Raw genomic sequence first — 16,024 nt, 5'->3', positions numbered from 1 at the left:
CGCGCCAGAGAAGCCGTCAACCGAGACGGAAGATCCGCCGTCGTCAACATTTGGGTCGACCCCAACGAGTACGCGCCGGGCACAAAAGCACAGACAATGTACAAGTGAAATTGCGGGCGCCGAGGGTTTTCGCCTGCGGCGCCCCGCCGGTCGGGACAGAGTCTTTTAGGTAAGGGGAGACCATGAGCAAAGCTTTGGAAGGTGTGCGCATTCTGGACATGACGCACGTCCAGTCGGGACCGACCTGCACCCAGCTTCTGGCTTGGTTCGGCGCCGACGTCATCAAGGTCGAGCGGCCGGGCGTCGGCGACGCGACGCGGGGTCAGCTGCGCGACATTCCCGATGTCGACAGCCTCTACTTCACCATGCTGAACCACAACAAGCGCAGCGTGACCCTCAACCCCAAAACCGAGGCCGGCAAGGCGATCTTCGCCAAGCTGATCGAGTCCTGCGATGTCATGGTGGAGAACTTCGCCCCGGGCGCGATCGACCGCATGGGCTTCCCCTGGGAGAAGATCCAGGAGATCAACCCGCGCATGATCTACGCCTCGGTCAAGGGCTTCGGCCCCGGACCCTACGAGGACTGCAAGGTCTACGAGAACGTGGCGCAATGCACCGGCGGCGGCGCCTCGACCACCGGCGAGATCGATGGCGTGCCGATGGTAAGCGGCGCCCAGATCGGCGACTCCGGCACCGGACTGCACCTGGCGCTCGGCATCGTGACCGCGCTGTTCCACCGCGAGAAGACCGGCCGTGGCCAGCGGGTCACCTGCGCCATGCAGGACGGCGTCCTGAACCTCTGCCGGGTCAAGCTGCGCGACCAGCAGCGGCTGGCGCACGGTCCGCTCAAGGAGTATCCGCAGTATCCCAACGGCGAATTCGGCGCGGCGACGCCGCGCGCCGGCAACGCCTCGGGCGGCGGCCAGCCCGGCTGGATCGTCAAGTGCAAGGGCTGGGAGACCGATCCCGACTCCTACATCTACGTCATCACGCAGGCGGCCGCTTTCCCGGCGCTGGCCAAGGCGATCGGCCGCGAGGACTGGCTGGAAGATCCCGAGTGGAACACGCCGGAGGCGCGTCTGCCCAAGCTCGACCGGGTCTTCGGCGAGATCGAGAAGTGGACCATGACCAAGACCAAGTTCGAGGTCATGGACATCCTCAATCCGCTCAACGTGCCCTGCGGCCCGATCCTTTCGATGAAGGAACTGGCCGAGGAGCCGTCCCTCAGAGAGACCGGTACCGTGGTCGAGGTCGACCATCCGGAGCGCGGCAAGTACCTGACCGTCGGCAACCCGGTCAAGCTCTCCGACTCGCCTTCGGATGTGGTCCGCTCGCCGCTCTTGGGCGAGCACACCGACGAGATCCTGAGCGAAGTCGTCGGTCTGAGCGCCGAGGAGATAGCGGCGGCCCGCGACCAGGGCGCGGTCTAACTATAAGGAAACCGGGAGGAGAGCGGCCATGCGGCTGATCGTGAACGGACAACAGGCCTTCGGTAAGGCCGTGCTGGAGGCGCTGCTCGACCGCGGCGAAGAGATCGTGGGCGTGTTCTGTGCGCCCGACAAAGAGGGCAAGCCCGTCGATCCGATCAAGGAGTGCGCCCTCGAGCGCGGTCTGACCGTGCATCAGCCGAACTCCTACAAGGACGCGGAGACGCTCGAGCTGATCCGCTCGCTCAAGCCCGACCTCTGCCTGATGGCCTACGTCATCAAGTTCATTCCCGAGGAGGCGCGGGACATTCCGACCCACGGGTCGATCTGCTTCCACCCCTCGCTGCTGCCGCTGCACCGCGGGCCGAGCTCGATCAACTGGCCGATCATCGGGGGCGCGACCAAGACCGGTCTCACCCTGTTTTATCCGGACGATGGGCTGGACGAGGGCGACATCCTGCTCCAGAAGGAGGTCGACGTCGGCCCCGACGACACTCTGGGCACGGTCTACTTCAAGAAGATCTTTCCGCTCGGCGTCGCGGCCATGGTCGAGGCCGTCGACTTGTTCCGCGAGGGCAAGGCGACGCGGACCAAGCAGGACGACTCCAAGGCGACCTACGAATCCTGGTGCAAGAAGGAGCACGCGCAGATCGACTGGAGCAAGCCGGTCGGCGAGGTCTACAACCTGATTCGCGGCACCAACCCGCAACCGGGCGCCTGGACCACACGCGACGGCGAGAAGCTGGACATCTTCGACTGCACGAAGCTCGACGAGCCCGGCGGCACGCCGGGTGAAATTACCGCGGTCGGCGACCAGGGCTTCAAGGTCTCGGCGGGCGACGGCCAGATCCTGGTCCAGCGCGTGCGTCCGGCCGGTGGCGGCAAGGTTCCGGCCTCGGACTATGTTGCGGCCAGCGGTCTCGCCGTTGGCGCCCGCCTGGGCTGACCGGCGGGTCGCAGAGGGGATCGGCGCCGCCGTTCCTGACAAAGGCGCACAGCGTCCGAACGCTTTGATTGGCGCACTTGGTTCAAAAGGGGGACACCATGCCGAAGAGCGACATCGAGATTGCCCGCGAGGCCGACATCAAGCCGATCGAGGAGGTGGCGGCCAAGCTCGACATTCCGCGCGATGAAATCCTGCAGTACGGGCCGCACAAGGCTAAGCTGTCCTTCGATTTCATCAACGGCCTGGCCGACCGCCCTGACGGCAAGCTGATCCTGGTGACGGCGATCAGCCCGACCCCCGCCGGCGAAGGCAAGACCACGACCACCGTGGGACTCGGCGACGGGCTCAACAAGATCGGCAAGAAGGCGATGATCTGCCTGCGCGAGCCCTCGCTCGGGCCCTGTTTCGGCATGAAGGGCGGGGCGGCCGGCGGCGGCTACGCCCAGGTGGTCCCGATGGAGGACATCAACCTCCACTTCACCGGTGACTTCCACGCCATCGGCATCGCCCACAACCTGCTGTCGGCGCTGATCGACAACCACATCTACTGGGGCCTGGAGCCGGCCATCGATTCGCGCCGCGTCGCCTGGAAGCGGGTGGTCGACATGAACGACCGGGCGCTCCGTGTTATCACCAACTCGCTCGGCGGCGTCGCCAACGGCTTCCCGCGTGAGGACGGCTTCGACATCGTCGTGGCCTCCGAGATCATGGCGATCTTCTGCCTGGCCACCGATCCGGCCGACCTGGTCGAGCGCCTGGGCAAGATCGTGATCGGCCAGAACCGGCAGCGCGAGCCGATCCACGCGACCGACGTCAAGGGGCCCGGCCCCATGTCGGTGCTGCTCAAGGAGGCGATTGCGCCGAACCTGGTGCAGACCCTTGAGAACAACCCGGCTTTCGTGCACGGCGGGCCCTTCGCCAACATCGCCCATGGCTGCAACTCGGTGATCGCGACCAAGACCGCGCTCAAGCTTTCCGACTACGTGGTCACCGAGGCGGGCTTTGGCGCCGACCTGGGCGCCGAGAAGTTCTTCGACATCAAGTGCCGCAAGGCGGGCTTGAGCCCCGATGCGGCCGTGATCGTGGCCACGGTCCGGGCGCTCAAGATGCACGGCGGCGTGGCCAAGGCCGACCTCGGCAGCGAGAACGTCGAGGCGGTCAAGAAGGGCTGCGAGAACATGGTGCGCCACATCCGCAACACCAAGCGCTTCGGCGTGCCGGTCTCCGTGTCGATCAACCGCTTCATCACCGACAGCGACGCGGAGTTGGCGGCGGTCAAGGCGGCGGCCGAGGCCGAGGGCGTGAAGGCCTTCATCGCGACCCACTGGGCCGACGGCGGCGCGGGCACCGAAGAGCTCGCCCAGCACGTCGTCGAGCTGGCCGACAGCGGCACCGCGGACTTCAAGCCGCTCTATCCCGACGACATGCCGCTGATCGAAAAGGTGCGCACCATCGTGCGCGAGGTCTACGGCGGCGAGGACATCACCTTCGACGGCGCCATCGCCAAGCGCTTTGATGAGCTGCAGAAGGACTACGGCCACTTCCCGATCTGCATGGCCAAGACCCAGTACAGCTTTTCGACCGACCCCGACCTGAAGGGCGCGCCGAACGGCTTCACCGTGCCGATCCGTGAGCTCAGGCTGTCAAACGGGGCCGGCTTCATCGTCGCGGTGACCGGCGCTATCATGACCATGCCGGGCCTGCCTCGGGTACCGTCGGCCAACAACATCTACCTCAACGAGGCAGGCCAGATCGAGGGGCTGTTCTGAGGTCGCGACGGAGAGTCATGCCCGCTTGCGGTTGAAAAACTTGAAAAACGCCGCGGTGCTTCCCTGGCCTTCGGCCGGTTGCGGGAGCGGCGCGGGGGAGGAGAGCAGGTGAACATTCATGAGTTCCAAGCCAAGGCGCTCCTCGCCGGCTACGGCATCCCGGTACCCGAGGGGGCTGTCGCCCGTACGCCGGAAGAAGCGGAGCGTGCAGCGCAGGCGCTCGGCGAGGGACGCTGCGCGGTCAAGGCCCAGGTCCACGCGGGCGCGCGGGCCGCGGCCGGGGGCGTACGCATCGTCGAGTCCCCCGCGGAAGCGAAGGCGGCGGCCGCCGAGCTCCTGGACAAGCCCCTGATCACTTCGCAGACCGGTGCCGCCGGCAAGATCGTCCGTCAGGTCTACGTCGAGCAAGCGGCCGACTATGAGCGCGAAGTCTATCTCGCCATCATGGTGGACCGGTCCAGCGGCAAGGTGGCGCTGATCGGCGCCAGCCCCGGCGGCGCCGACATCGAGAAAAGGGCGGCCTCGGCGCCGGAGTCGATCCGCCGCCTGCTGATCGACACGACCAAGGGCTGCCGGCCCGCCGAGACCGAGCGCTTCGCGGCGGACCTCGGGTTCGAGGCGGCGCAGATCTCCGCCGCCGTCGATCTCATGGATGGGCTCTACCGGGCCTTCGTCGAGAAGGACGCCAGCCTGATCGAAATCAATCCTCTGGTGACCCTGGCCGGCGCCGGACTGCTCGCCCTCGACATCAAGATGAGCTTCGACGATAACGCGCTGTTCCGTCACGCAGACGCCGAGGCCTTGCGCGACCTGGAGGAGGTCGACCCGAGCGAGCTCGAGGCGCAGCGCCACGAGATCAACTACGTCAAGCTCGACGGCAGCATCGGCTGCATGGTCAACGGTGCCGGGCTCGCCCTGGCGACTATCGATCTGCTGCGCCAGCAGGGCGGCAGGCCGGCGGACTTCATGGACGTTCGCCCGGCCGCCACCCGCGACCAGGTCGCAACCGGCTTCGCCATGCTGCTGGACAACCCCGACGTGAAGGCCATCCTGGTCAATGTCTACGGTGGCGGCATCCTGCGCTGCGACACGATCGCCGAGGGCATCGCCAAGGCCTGCCGGACCAAGCCGCTCTCGGTGCCCCTCATCGTCCGGGCCGCCGGCACGAACCGCGAGCTGTGCGAACAGATCCTGAAGAGCCGGTCGGTGCCGGCGGTCTTCGCAAAGACCATGGCCGAGGCGGCGGATCGTGCCGTGGCCGCGGCGGGAGGCGAGAGCTGATGGCCATCCTGATCGATCCGAGCATGAAGGTCATCTGCCAGGGACTGACCGGGCGGCAGGCCAGCTACCATACCGAAAGAGCGATCGCCTACGGCACCGAGATGGTCGGCGGCGTGGTGCCCGGCAAAGGCGGCCAGCGGCATCTGGGGCTTCCGGTGTTCGAAAGCGTCGCCGAGGCGCGGGAGGCGACCGGCGCCACGGCGAGCGCCGTCTTCGTCCCGCCGGCCAACGCCGCGGCTGCCATGATCGAGGCCATCGAGGCCGAGATCTCGTTGCTCGTCTGCGTGACCGAACGGATCCCGGTGCTCGACATGGTCCGGGTTAAGCGCGCCCTCGAGGGGTCCAAGACCACGCTCATCGGGCCCAATTCCCAAGGCATTATCGCAGCGGAGCGCTGCAAGATCGGGGTCATGCCGGCCCATCTCGACCGCCGCGGCCGAATCGGCATCGTATCCCGCTCGGCCTCTCTGAGCTCCGAAGTGGTCGAGCAGACCACGGCCGAGCGTCTCGGCCAGTCGACCTCGATCGGCATCGGCGGCGACCCGGTGCACGGCATCGGCTTCGTCGAGTGCCTCGAGCTGTTCTTCGCCGACCCCGAGACCGCCGGCGTCGTCCTGGTGGGCGAGATCGGCGGCACCGCCGAAGAGCAGGCCGCCGAGTTCCTCCGCTCCGCGCGCAGCCCCAAGCCGGTGGTCGCTTATGTCGCCGGCCTGCACGCGCCCGCCGAGCGGCGCATGGGCCATGCCGGCACGGTGAACGTCTTCGGATCGGGCGGAGCGGCCGAGAAGATCGAGGCCCTGCGGTCGGCCGGCGCGGTGATTGCGCCCTCGGCCGCGGTGATCGGCGCCACCATGCGCGAGGCCCTGAGCCGCTGAGGCTCTCTCACGACGCCGCTTCGCCCGCGGGATGGTTAGGCAGGGGGTGGCGGTGCCGAGTCGGGATCACAGAGAAAGGTGACCAGCACCCAGCGCTGTCCCTTCGTGACCGGCAGCGCCTCGTGCAGCAACGAGGTCGAGAACACCAGCGCGGCGCCGGCCGGCGGGCTGTAGCTATGCGGCCCGTACTCGGGAAAGCGCAGCGCCCCGCCCTCGTAATCGTCATTCAGATTGAGCGACAAGGCGAATCGCCGCGGCCGTTCCTGCCTAAGCGTATCGCGGTGCAGGCCGAAGAAGTCCTGCCGGTCGTCCCGATAGGACAGGATGTTGAAGCCCTCGAACCCGTAGGGCGACCGGTAATTGAACACCTTCGCGACCTCCGGCCCGATTCGCCGCGCCAGGGTCTGAGTGATCCGCTTGTCTAGCGCCGGATCGGCCAGGAGATGCTCGAGATTACGCTTCTTGTCGGGATCGAGAACGTTCTCCTGGCCGTCGTAGAGGCCGCCTTCCCGGTGGTTTGACCGCCAGGCCTCGATCAGCCTGCGGCACAGCGCCTCGTCGAAGACGCGGGGCAGCAGCAGGACCGGGGCGCCGCTGTACAGCATAGTCGGCGGCTCCTCGCCCCGGCGCCACGTCTCGACAGCCTCGAGGCAGCCCGAGACATGGTCTCCGAGCGGCGGTCGCCGGAACACCGCCAGCGTCCGCTGATTGGGGTCGAGGGCAAAGGTCGCGAGCTTCGGGCGGAACGGCCGTGTTTCCGGAAAGGCCGGCGGCTCGGGTGCCAGCAGGCGTTCCAGGACCTGGCCGCCGGGATCGCTGAAGGCCGCCGCGTCGGTCCCCCAGGCTTCGGTCAGGCCGCGGAGGACGGCCGGCTCGTCGCGGCTGAGGAAATAGACTTCCAGGCCGGCGCCGCGCAGCCTGTCGAGCTGCGCCGGGAAATCCTGCAGGGCCTCGGCCAGTTCGGGACTTCTGAAGCTCTCGGCGGCAAAGAACACGCTGGGCGCCCCGGCCACTTCGAAATAGAAGATGCGTCTGACCCCTTGCGCGTCGGAGAGCGCAAAGTTGAGCAGGCGGTCGCCCGGCGTCATTGCGATGATGGCTGGCTTCAACTACTCCTCGCTGCGTCTCTGCGCGGCGCCCAAGTCGCGGGTCGTCCGAGGTGAGAGCCGGCCGAAGCCTTGCCACATCTCGGTCATCAAGGTTAGCAAAGTCTTAAGCCTTGCACGGCATTAATTTGTCTCACACCGGTTTCGTGAGATGTCGTAAACTCGAGATGTTGAAGTTCGTGAAGCCGACCTTGGATCAGGAAGACAAGCCGACCGGCCCGGCCGGGACGCCAACAACACGTACTGAGCACGGGGCCGCCAACGGGGCAAAGGGAGCGAACGGCTCCGAGGTTACCCCGCTGTTCGCACGCGCCGTCGACGTAGGGGAGATCGAGGCGGCGCCCCCGCCAATGGAAAACTCCGTGCGCAGCGAGATCCAGCGCGTGCGGCTCGACCTTCTGGCTCGGGAAACCGAACGGCTGCAGCAGAAGCTCCAGGTCATCCTGGAAGAGCGCCGGCACGACCGCGCCGTCATCGATTCCCTTCGTTCGCAGATCGAGGACCTCACCAGGCAGGGCATCCGCATGGCGTCGCGCTCCGAGGCGGGCGACGCGGACGCGGATGGCGATGCCGAACTCGAGAAGCGCATCAAGCCGCTGCTGCACACCCTCCTTCGCATGCTCGAGCAGGCGAAGAAGAAGTCCCGTTCGGTGGCGACGTCCACCGAGGACTTGGGCGTGGTCGAAGCCTCCCAGGAGGACAGCGAACGGACCGACGACGCCTGGTCCCAGATCGACTCCGCGCGCCGCGGAAGCCCGGCAGCGGCGCGCCCGGCGCCGCCCGAGGCCGCCCCGCCCGAACCCGCGCCGCCCGAACCCGCGCCGCCCGAACCCGGGGCGGCCCCGTGGGACGAGAGCGACGCGGAGGACGACATCCCGCGCCAAGACGAGGGCTTCGTCGAGGTCGCCAAGCTGCTGCGGGGCTCCGGCGTCGACGACGACGCGGCGGACGCCGGCAAGCCGCCAGCCGAGTCCGCGAAGCGTGCCCCAACGCCGCCGCCCGCAGCCGCCGAGGCGCCACCCGAAAAGCCCGAAACGAAAACGCCTGCCCGCGGCACCGAGACGAAAGAGGAGACAAAGGTCTCGGGCCAGACGCCTGGCGGCGAGCCCCTGTTGCTCGGAACCCAGAAGACCCCCCGCGTGGAACCGGCGAAACCCGCCACGGAAGCCCGCAAGAACGATCAGAAGCCGGCGGAGCGTCGCACCGGCGCGTCGGCGCCGCGCGCCGCCGGGTCCGAACCGCTTCGTACATCGGGCGGGCCGGCCGCGAGGAGATCCCGCCAGGGGCCGAAGGCGACCTCTCGCGAGGTGACACTGCGTCGGGCCGCCGAGATCGTCGACCGGCTGGGTGCCACCAGCAGATCCGACAGCGGGGCGACCGAGCCTGCCGCCGAAGACGACGCCCGCCGCGCGGCCCCCGCTGCGCCGCCGAGGCAGGAGCCCGAAGCCCCGAAGCCGGAGACCGCGCCGGCGCCTGAAATCTCCCCGAGATCCGAGAGAACGGCGAAACCGGAGATCCCGGAAGAGCGGGAGAGCCCGGTGAAGCCTGAACTCAAGGTGAAACCGGACGTCAGGCCGGAGCGGGAGACCGAAGCGAGGCCGGAAGCAAAATCGGCATCGAAGGGCAGATCGGCCCAGGAACTGATTCGCGAGGCGCGCCAGCTGCGGGAAGCCTCGGAAGAGGCCAATCGCCGCCGCGACCAGGGCAAGGCGGCGGCCCCGGTCACGCGCCCGGCGGAGCAAACCCCTGAGGCGCCCACTGCCGCGCCCACTAGAGCGCCCACTGCCGCACCCCCTGCCGCACCCCCTGCCGCACCCACGGCCGGGGCCACGGAAGGCGAGAGGATCCAAGCCGAGGCACCGAAATCCAAACCGGAAAGCGGCCTGAGCGGCGACTGGTCGGGTATCGAGAGCGATCCGATCCGCGCCGCACTGCCCAAGTGCTTGACCGAGCCTTGGGACGACCAGGAAGAGGGCTCCGCCGCGCTCCGCTGGCCGTTCCGCAAGGCGCGCGGCCCGAAGGCGCAGCCGAAGCCGGCCGGGCCGGAGGCCTCTGCACGCATGCCGGGGCGCGGCGCCAAGGACGGCGAGTAGCACGGCGCCGGGTTCCGCGGCGCGTCACCGCGCTCAACGCCACGATCTTGTTACACTGTCGCTTCAGTCCGAGAACCGCGGGTGATGTCCGGCCGCGCGCGAACCTGGTCTGCCCGCAAACCGGCAGAGCAGGGCAAGTGATCCGCTTTAGGACGAGGGGTGATTGGTGCGGGTCCGTCGCGGCCGGCCTATACATCCGCCGCAGAAATTCCCTTCCAATTGGCGACAGACTATGGGAAAAGCAAACAGGGGAGCGTGACAGCGCCCCTGCCACTTTTACAGGTGGTTTCCTCCCAGACAACTAGGGGTCGCAGTAGACTGCGGCCCCTTCTTTCTTGGGCCTGCCGGTGTTTTACAGAGCGATGACTAGGCCCTGTGAACCATGGCCGGCGCCATTACAGGTGCAGTCCTTGCCGGCATTCTTGTCAGGGCCGTCCGGTCAGACGGCGCTCTCGGCCGGGACCGGCGTCGGGCGCCGCCCGAACTGAACCTCGTTGCCCGGTGCAGGCGCGGTCGGCACGTTGAACGAGAGAAGGAGCGAGATTGTGGCCAGCGCGCTGCCGGTCAGGAAGACCGCGCTCGGCGAGGCCAGCCAGACGAAGCCGAGGCCGACCGGCAAGAAGACCGCCGCGATGTGATTGATGGTGAAGCTCACTCCCGCCGTGGCCGCGATGTCCGCGGGATCGGCGATCTTCTGGAAATATGTCTTGATCGCGATCGCCAGGGCGAAGAAGAGGTGGTCGACGACGTAGAGTCCCGCGGCCACAGCGGGGTTCTCGACGAAGGCGTAGGCCGTGAACACCAAGATCAGGCCGCAGTACTCGAAGATCAGAGAGTTCCGCTCGCCCCAGCGCCCGATCAGGCGGCCGATGCGCGGCGCCATGAAAACGTTGATCACGGCATTGACCAGGAACAGGAGCGTGATCGCGGCGACGTCGAAGCCGAACTTCTCGACCATGAGGAAGCCGGCGAAGACGATGAAGATCTGCCGCCTCGCGCCCGACATGAAGGTCAGCAGGTAGTACAGCCAGTAGCGGCGGCGCAGCACCATGTGACGGTGCTGGCGGACCTTCTCCGGGAAACGGGGGAAGGCGATCCAGGCGAAGGCGGCGATGGCCGCTGTCAGGCCGCCGCCGATGGCGTAGACCCAGGAGAAGTCGAGGCCGGCCAGGTCCATCGCCAGCCAGATCAGCCCGAAGGTGACGATCGAGGCGAAAGAGCCGATCGCGATGATCCGGCCCAAGGTCTCGGGCGCCTTGTCCTTTTCGATCCACTGGAGGGAGAGCGAGATCTGTATCGTCTCGTAATAGTGATAGCCGATCGACATCGCCACGGTCGTGACGTAGAGCCCAAGAATACTGGGAAACAGCCCCGTCACCGCGGTACCCACCCCGAGCAGGAGCAGCGCCAGGTAAGCGATGGTCTGCTCGCGCCACAGCAGCAGCAGATAGACCACGAGGAAGGCGAGGAAACCGGGCACTTCGCGCAGGCTCTGCAGGATGCCCATCTCGGCCCCGGTGAAGGCGGCGCGCTCGATCGCGAAGTTGTTGAGCAGGGCCTGCCAGGTCGCGAAGCTGAGCGGCACGGCCGCCGCCATGAGCAGAAGCAGGATCTCCGGGCGGCGCCAGCGGGCCATGGGCTTCTCCAAAGTTTCGATGGTCCAGGATGTACTCGCCAGCAGTGCGCCTGTCCTGCTATATTCAGCCAAGCTATGTTGCAAGACAGACAGGTCGGTTTCGGGCCGGGGCGAAGGCTCGGCGAGTTGGGCGACTCCGGGCGCTTCATCCAGGCCTCGGCGGTCGATCATCCGGGCCCCCACGAATACCCCTCCCACAGCCATCCGCGGGCGCAGCTGGTCTATGCCTCCGCCGGGGTCATGACCGTGGCGACCGACCGCGGCACCTGGGTCGTGCCGCCGCAGCAGGCGGTCTGGGTGCCCTGCGGCGTGACCCACGCGGTCGCGTCGGGCGGTGGGCTGGCCATGCGCACGCTCTATGTGCACCCTTCGGCGACCGCGGGCCTGCCCGAGGACTGCTGCGTCATCTCGGTCTCGCCGCTCCTGCGCGAGCTCATCCTGCGCGCCGTGACCTTCGACCCGGACCATCCGGCCTCCCCGGCGGAGCAGCGGATCCTGCGCCTGATCCTGGATGAGTTGGCCGCGCTCCCGGCCGAGCCCTTGCACCTGCCGCGGCCGGCCGAGCCGCGCCTGCGCCTGGTGACCGACGCGCTCTCGGCCGACCCCGCCGACGACCGCGCGCTTGCCGGCTGGGCGCAGATGGCCGGCGCCAGCGAACGGACCCTCGCGCGCCTGTTTCTGCGTGAGACCGGATTGACCTTCGGGGCCTGGCGCCAGCGTCTCAGGCTGCTTACGGCGATCGCCCGCTTGGGCGAGGGCGAGGCTGTCACCACCGTCGCCTACGACCTCGGGTACGAGAGCCCCAGCGCCTTCATCGCCATGTTCCGCCGCACGCTCGGCACGTCTCCGGGGCGCTATGTCCGCCTGGCGGCCGCCGCCCAGGGCAAGGCATTGGACAAGGCCGACGCCCGCGGCTAAAGCTAGGCGCCATGAGAAACCTTCAGCTTCCCGGCCGCTCCCCGGTGCGCGCAACCGAGGCTATGGCCGCCACCTCCCATCCCCTGGCCACCGCCGTCGCCCTCGACATTCTCCGAGCCGGCGGCAACGCGCTGGACGCGGCGGTCGCCGCCTGCGCCGTGCAGGGCGTCGTCGAGCCCCAGTCCACCGGTATCGGCGGGGACTGCTTCGCGCTCATCGCGCCGGGCGGCAGCGACCAGATCGTCGCCTACAACGGTTCGGGCCGCGCGCCTGCGGCGGCGCGCGCCGAGTGGTTCCTGGAACAGGGCATCGCGGCGATCGAGCGCCAGACGCCCCACGCGGTCACCGTGCCGGGCGCGGTCGAAGCTTGGGCCCGGCTGGTTGCCGATCATGGCACCATGAGTCTCGGCGATCTGCTGGCGCCGGCCATCGCCTTTGCGCGCGACGGCTACCCGATCCACGACCGCGTGGCCTTCGACATGGCGGCGCAGGTCGAGGCCCTGTCGCTCGATCCGACGGCGAAACGCCTGTTTCTGCCGGGCGGCCGTCCGCCGGCGGCGGGCGACATGCACCGCCAGCCGGAACTGGCGGAGACCCTCTCGCGTATCGCGGAGGAGGGTCCTGACGGCTTCTACAAGGGTTCCGTCGCCGAGGACATGGTCGGCCTGCTCCGGCATTTGGGTGGCCTGCACACCCTGGAGGACTTCGCCGCGGCGGCGGGCGAGTACGTCACCCCGATCAGCACGGACTACCGGGGTCACCGGGTGTTCGAGTGCCCGCCCAACGGGCAGGGCATGATCGCGCTCGAGATGCTCAACATCCTTTCGGGCTTCGATTTCGCCGGCCTGGATCCCCTGTCGACCGAGCGCCTGCATCTCGAGATCGAGGCGGCCCGCCTGGCGCACCAGGACCGGGACTCTTTCCTGGCGGACCCGGCGCAGGCCGACGTTCCGGTGCAACGGCTGCTGTCCGAGGATTACGCGGCCGCGCAGCGCGGGCGGATTAGCCCGGACAAGGCGATGACCGACCTGCCGCCGCCGGCGGCCGCGGGCGGGGCCAACACGGTCTATCTCTGCGTGGTCGACAAGGACCGCAACGCGGTCAGCTTCATCAACTCGCTGTTCAACTCCTTCGGCAGCGGCTTCCTGAGCCCGCGGACCGGCGTCATGCTGCACAGCCGTGGACAGTCCTTCAGGGTCGAGCCCGGTCATCCGAACTGCATCGCGCCGGGAAAGCGCCCCTACCACACCATCATTCCCGGCATGCTCGTGCGGGACGGACGGGCGGTCATGCCCTTCGGCGTCATGGGGGCCCACTATCAGGCCCAGGGTCAGACCCACCTGCTGACCAACCTGCTCGACTTCGGTCTCGACGTTCAGGAGGCGATCGATCTGGCGCGGGTCCAGGCGACGCCGCAGGGCGATATCGAGGTCGAGGAGGGGGTGCCGGCGGCCGTGCAGGCGGCGCTCAGCGGCCTCGGGCACCGGCTCGTCGCGCCGGACGCACCGATTGGCGGCGCTCAGGCGATCCAGATCGACTGGGACAAGGGCACGCTCACCGGCGGATCCGACCCGCGCAAGGACGGCTGCGCACTCGGTTACTAGAGCCAACCCGGTGAATCTGCTCTAAGCCTATGCTCTAGAACGGATTCACATGTTTAGTTGGCAACCACGAAGTGGTTCCACCTAAACATGATCCGCTCTAGCGTGGCAATCGCACCGGCGCGGCCCGAAGCCACGAGGAAAGGCGTCGCCCCGGCGGGTCAGTACTTCTCCGGGGCCAGGTAGAAGCGGTGCTGTCCGATCTTCGGGCCCGCCCTCAGTTGATTGCGCCAGTAGGGATTGACGTAGTCGGCGTGGTACCAGAGCGCGCCCCCGGTCGGGTCCTTCGTGGTGCCAGCGAAGATCCGTGATGCCAGCTGATGGCTGTCGACCCAGGATCGCTGGTCGGTCGGCCGGTCGTTGCGGCCGTCGCACCACCAGGAGAACTGGCAGCCCCGGGTCTTCTTGGCGCCGCCCTGCATGACCACGCCGCAGACGGTCCCCGGGAAGCGCGGATCGTTGACCCGGTTCATCACCACGTGACCGACCGCGAGCCGGCCCAGCTCGGGCTCGCCGCGCGCCTCGTGGTAGATGTTCATGGCCATGCAGTCGAGGTCGCTGGTCCAGTCGATGCCGCGGTAGAGCGGGGTGGCGTCGGGCGTCACGATCATCCAGACGAACGCGGTGCCGGAAAGGCCCGCGGTGATGTGCCGGCCGAACCGCCGATAGAGCGCGTCGCTGGCGCGCGCCGCCAGCCGCCCGCACCAGGCCAGCACCGCCAGGGCGCGGTCGCGCAGCCGTCCGGCGACGGAGCGGAGCAGCGGGTTTCGATGTATTCGAACCAGAAGGCCCCAGAGCAGCCCGCCGAAAGCCCGGCAGGCCGAGCGAGCCAGCCCGAGCGCTTGGCCGGCCACTGTCCCCACTGCGATCGCCTTAGAGCGGGCCATCGGTGACCTCTTTTCCCTGCTCGTGGTCGGCTCGTCCCCGGCGGAGAGCGAACGCCTGGATTTGATAAAGGATTGAAATGTGGCGCTTTCAAGGTGGCGCGCGGGCGGCGGGACGGCCGACTCAAGCCGGCTCCTGGGTCAGCGGGCGGCGTTAATTATGTTGAGGCACTGGAGCACCCGTTCCAGGTCGGAACCCGCTATGTCGAGCTGGATGCCGATCCGTGATTCCCCGGTCCAGACCGCCCGCCCCTCGATTCGCCCCGCAGTCGCGTGCTCCAGGGCGACGGCGCCGAGTTCCGGGGGCTCGCCCGCAAAGTCGAGGCCCAGACCCGACAGCGAGAGATTGGCGACCCGGCAGGCGAGAAGCCGCTCGCCGCAAATCAAGCTGATGGAAGAGAATCCGCCGAGCCTCAAGCGGTTGCGTCCGCGCCTCTCCGGCGCGCCGCGGCTGTTTCGGGCTGCTGTCGTGTCCATGCCGTATGAAGCGACTATAGCCTTTTGGTTAACAAGGGCTTAGGACGCCGGGACCGCCGCTTGTCACGGCGTCGTCACAGAACAAACAATTTCATTGCAAATTTCCCGAGAGAATCGGCGATTTTTTAAGGTTGGCCCGGCTAGGTTGTATAAGGCGCGGGATGGCGACATCCCCTGCGCGATAACGAAGCAGAGGCACGGGGCAGCCATGCTGAATATATTACGTGGGTCGAAGAGGGCGGAACCAGCCCCGGCCTGCGCTCCGGAGCGCGGCACGGACGGCGCGATCCAGATCGACGATCAGAAGCTCGATCTGGAGAGCTGGAGCTACACGGGCTTTCTGGCACGCGATTATCGAGGCCCCAGGCGGGCCGGCGAGGAACTCCAGGTGTCCTGCAAGCTGGCCTTCAAGGGCAAGCCACTCACCTTCTCCTGCAAGGCCAAGCTGATCCGGGTCGACCAGGAGTCCCGCAAGCTGGTCGGCGCTTTCGTCGACCTGGACCCCGCCATCAAGGCCAGGATGGCACAGGTCCTGGCCGGCTAGAACGCCGGAACGCTTCAGCCGCTGAACAGGTACCAGCAGATCGCGACGGCGGCGACAATGCCGGCGAAATCGGCGGTCAGGCCGGCCGCCAGGGCGTGCCGGATCCGACGGACCTGCACGGCGCCGAAATAGACCGCCAGCACGTAGAAGGTGGTCTCGGTCGACCCCTGGAGCGTGGAGACCAGGTATCCCGTATAGCTGTCCGGGCCGATCGCCGGGTCGTTGATCGTGGCGGTCAGGACGCCGAAGGCGCCGGAACCCGAGAGCGGCCTGAGCAGGGCCATGGGGAGCGCCTCGGCGGGCAGGCCGAAGCCTGTGGTCACGCGGCCCACGGTCGTCACCACGGCCTCTAGGGCGCCACTGGCGCGGAACATCGCGACGGCGACCAGAATGGCGACCAGGTAGGGGATGATGCGCAGCGCCACCTGGAAGCCTTCCTTGGCGCCCTCGACGAAGACCTCGTAGAC

The 16,024-nt window shown here is 67.9% G+C and carries 14 protein-coding genes; 9 read left to right on the top strand and 5 right to left on the bottom strand.

Annotated features, from left to right (window positions below):
* Positions 1-182 precede the first annotated feature (182 nt).
* The 5 genes from frc (at position 183) to sucD (ending at position 6,298) form a co-directional block, all read left to right on the top strand.
* Positions 183-1,430: a formyl-CoA transferase gene (gene frc / locus QNJ67_17275; GenBank protein MDJ0610730.1), complete on the top strand. Its 1,248-nt coding sequence runs from the start codon at positions 183-185 to the stop codon at positions 1,428-1,430.
* A gap of 28 nt (positions 1,431-1,458) precedes the next feature.
* Positions 1,459-2,373, top strand: a complete 915-nt coding sequence (locus tag QNJ67_17270; protein MDJ0610729.1) for a methionyl-tRNA formyltransferase — start codon at positions 1,459-1,461, stop codon at positions 2,371-2,373.
* A gap of 98 nt (positions 2,374-2,471) precedes the next feature.
* Positions 2,472-4,142, top strand: coding sequence for a formate--tetrahydrofolate ligase (locus QNJ67_17265; protein MDJ0610728.1), 1,671 nt, complete (start codon positions 2,472-2,474; stop codon positions 4,140-4,142).
* A 108-nt stretch (positions 4,143-4,250) separates the two neighbouring features.
* Complete coding sequence (sucC, locus tag QNJ67_17260; protein ID MDJ0610727.1) at positions 4,251-5,423, top strand: ADP-forming succinate--CoA ligase subunit beta; 1,173 nt, start codon at positions 4,251-4,253, stop codon at positions 5,421-5,423.
* A complete protein-coding gene (sucD, locus tag QNJ67_17255; protein ID MDJ0610726.1) occupies positions 5,423-6,298 on the top strand; it encodes a succinate--CoA ligase subunit alpha in 876 nt (291 codons plus the stop codon). Before sucC ends, sucD begins: the two co-directional genes overlap by 1 nt.
* A gap of 35 nt (positions 6,299-6,333) precedes the next feature.
* Here sucD and QNJ67_17250 read toward each other — a convergent pair whose 3' ends face one another.
* Positions 6,334-7,407, bottom strand: a complete 1,074-nt coding sequence (locus QNJ67_17250; GenBank protein MDJ0610725.1) for a 2OG-Fe(II) oxygenase — start codon at positions 7,405-7,407, stop codon at positions 6,334-6,336.
* 164 nt (positions 7,408-7,571) lie between these two features.
* Here QNJ67_17250 and QNJ67_17245 point away from each other — a divergent pair, with 164 nt between their 5' ends.
* Positions 7,572-9,497 carry a hypothetical protein gene (locus QNJ67_17245; GenBank protein MDJ0610724.1) on the top strand — a complete coding sequence of 642 codons (1,926 nt, stop codon included), beginning with the start codon at positions 7,572-7,574 and terminating at the stop codon, positions 9,495-9,497.
* A gap of 439 nt (positions 9,498-9,936) precedes the next feature.
* On the opposite strand, the gene QNJ67_17240 is transcribed toward QNJ67_17245, so the two are convergent.
* On the bottom strand, positions 9,937-11,133 hold the full coding sequence (locus QNJ67_17240) for an MFS transporter (GenBank protein MDJ0610723.1): 1,197 nt from the start codon (positions 11,131-11,133) through the stop codon (positions 9,937-9,939).
* A gap of 75 nt (positions 11,134-11,208) precedes the next feature.
* On the opposite strand from QNJ67_17240, the gene QNJ67_17235 reads away from it, so the two are divergent.
* Complete coding sequence (locus tag QNJ67_17235) at positions 11,209-12,051, top strand: helix-turn-helix transcriptional regulator (protein MDJ0610722.1); 843 nt, start codon at positions 11,209-11,211, stop codon at positions 12,049-12,051.
* A gap of 11 nt (positions 12,052-12,062) precedes the next feature.
* The gene (ggt, locus tag QNJ67_17230) at positions 12,063-13,655 is read left to right on the top strand and encodes a gamma-glutamyltransferase (GenBank protein MDJ0610721.1); all 1,593 of its coding nucleotides are present in this window, start codon (positions 12,063-12,065) and stop codon (positions 13,653-13,655) included.
* A 158-nt stretch (positions 13,656-13,813) separates the two neighbouring features.
* On the opposite strand, the gene QNJ67_17225 is transcribed toward ggt, so the two are convergent.
* The gene (locus tag QNJ67_17225; protein MDJ0610720.1) at positions 13,814-14,539 is read right to left on the bottom strand and encodes a cell wall hydrolase; all 726 of its coding nucleotides are present in this window, start codon (positions 14,537-14,539) and stop codon (positions 13,814-13,816) included.
* A 138-nt stretch (positions 14,540-14,677) separates the two neighbouring features.
* Positions 14,678-14,953: a PilZ domain-containing protein gene (locus QNJ67_17220; protein MDJ0610719.1), complete on the bottom strand. Its 276-nt coding sequence runs from the start codon at positions 14,951-14,953 to the stop codon at positions 14,678-14,680.
* 268 nt (positions 14,954-15,221) lie between these two features.
* On the opposite strand from QNJ67_17220, the gene QNJ67_17215 reads away from it, so the two are divergent.
* The gene (locus QNJ67_17215) at positions 15,222-15,557 is read left to right on the top strand and encodes a hypothetical protein (GenBank protein MDJ0610718.1); all 336 of its coding nucleotides are present in this window, start codon (positions 15,222-15,224) and stop codon (positions 15,555-15,557) included.
* Positions 15,558-15,571: 14 nt separating this feature from the next.
* On the opposite strand, the gene QNJ67_17210 is transcribed toward QNJ67_17215, so the two are convergent.
* Positions 15,572-16,024: spore maturation protein (locus QNJ67_17210; GenBank protein MDJ0610717.1), on the bottom strand; the 453-nt coding region annotated here is incomplete at its 5' end.

The sequence above is a fragment of the Kiloniellales bacterium genome, from assembly GCA_030064845.1.
GTDB lineage: Bacteria > Pseudomonadota > Alphaproteobacteria > Kiloniellales > JAKSDN01 > JASJEC01.
This window is presented reverse-complemented; position numbering and strand designations above follow the sequence as displayed.

Bases quoted from the DNA above. Each gene is read 5' to 3' on its own strand.
- frc (MDJ0610730.1), top strand. From the start codon at position 183: ATGAGCAAAGCTTTGGAAGGTGTGCGCATTCTGGACATGACGCACGTC.
- QNJ67_17270 (MDJ0610729.1), top strand. From the start codon at position 1,459: ATGCGGCTGATCGTGAACGGACAACAGGCCTTCGGTAAGGCCGTGCTG.
- QNJ67_17265 (MDJ0610728.1), top strand. From the start codon at position 2,472: ATGCCGAAGAGCGACATCGAGATTGCCCGCGAGGCCGACATCAAGCCG.
- sucD (MDJ0610726.1), top strand. From the start codon at position 5,423: ATGGCCATCCTGATCGATCCGAGCATGAAGGTCATCTGCCAGGGACTG.
- QNJ67_17245 (MDJ0610724.1), top strand. From the start codon at position 7,572: ATGTTGAAGTTCGTGAAGCCGACCTTGGATCAGGAAGACAAGCCGACC.
- QNJ67_17240 (MDJ0610723.1), bottom strand. From the start codon at position 11,133: ATGGCCCGCTGGCGCCGCCCGGAGATCCTGCTTCTGCTCATGGCGGCG.
- QNJ67_17235 (MDJ0610722.1), top strand. From the start codon at position 11,209: ATGTTGCAAGACAGACAGGTCGGTTTCGGGCCGGGGCGAAGGCTCGGC.
- ggt (MDJ0610721.1), top strand. From the start codon at position 12,063: ATGAGAAACCTTCAGCTTCCCGGCCGCTCCCCGGTGCGCGCAACCGAG.
- QNJ67_17225 (MDJ0610720.1), bottom strand. From the start codon at position 14,539: ATGGCCCGCTCTAAGGCGATCGCAGTGGGGACAGTGGCCGGCCAAGCG.
- QNJ67_17215 (MDJ0610718.1), top strand. From the start codon at position 15,222: ATGCTGAATATATTACGTGGGTCGAAGAGGGCGGAACCAGCCCCGGCC.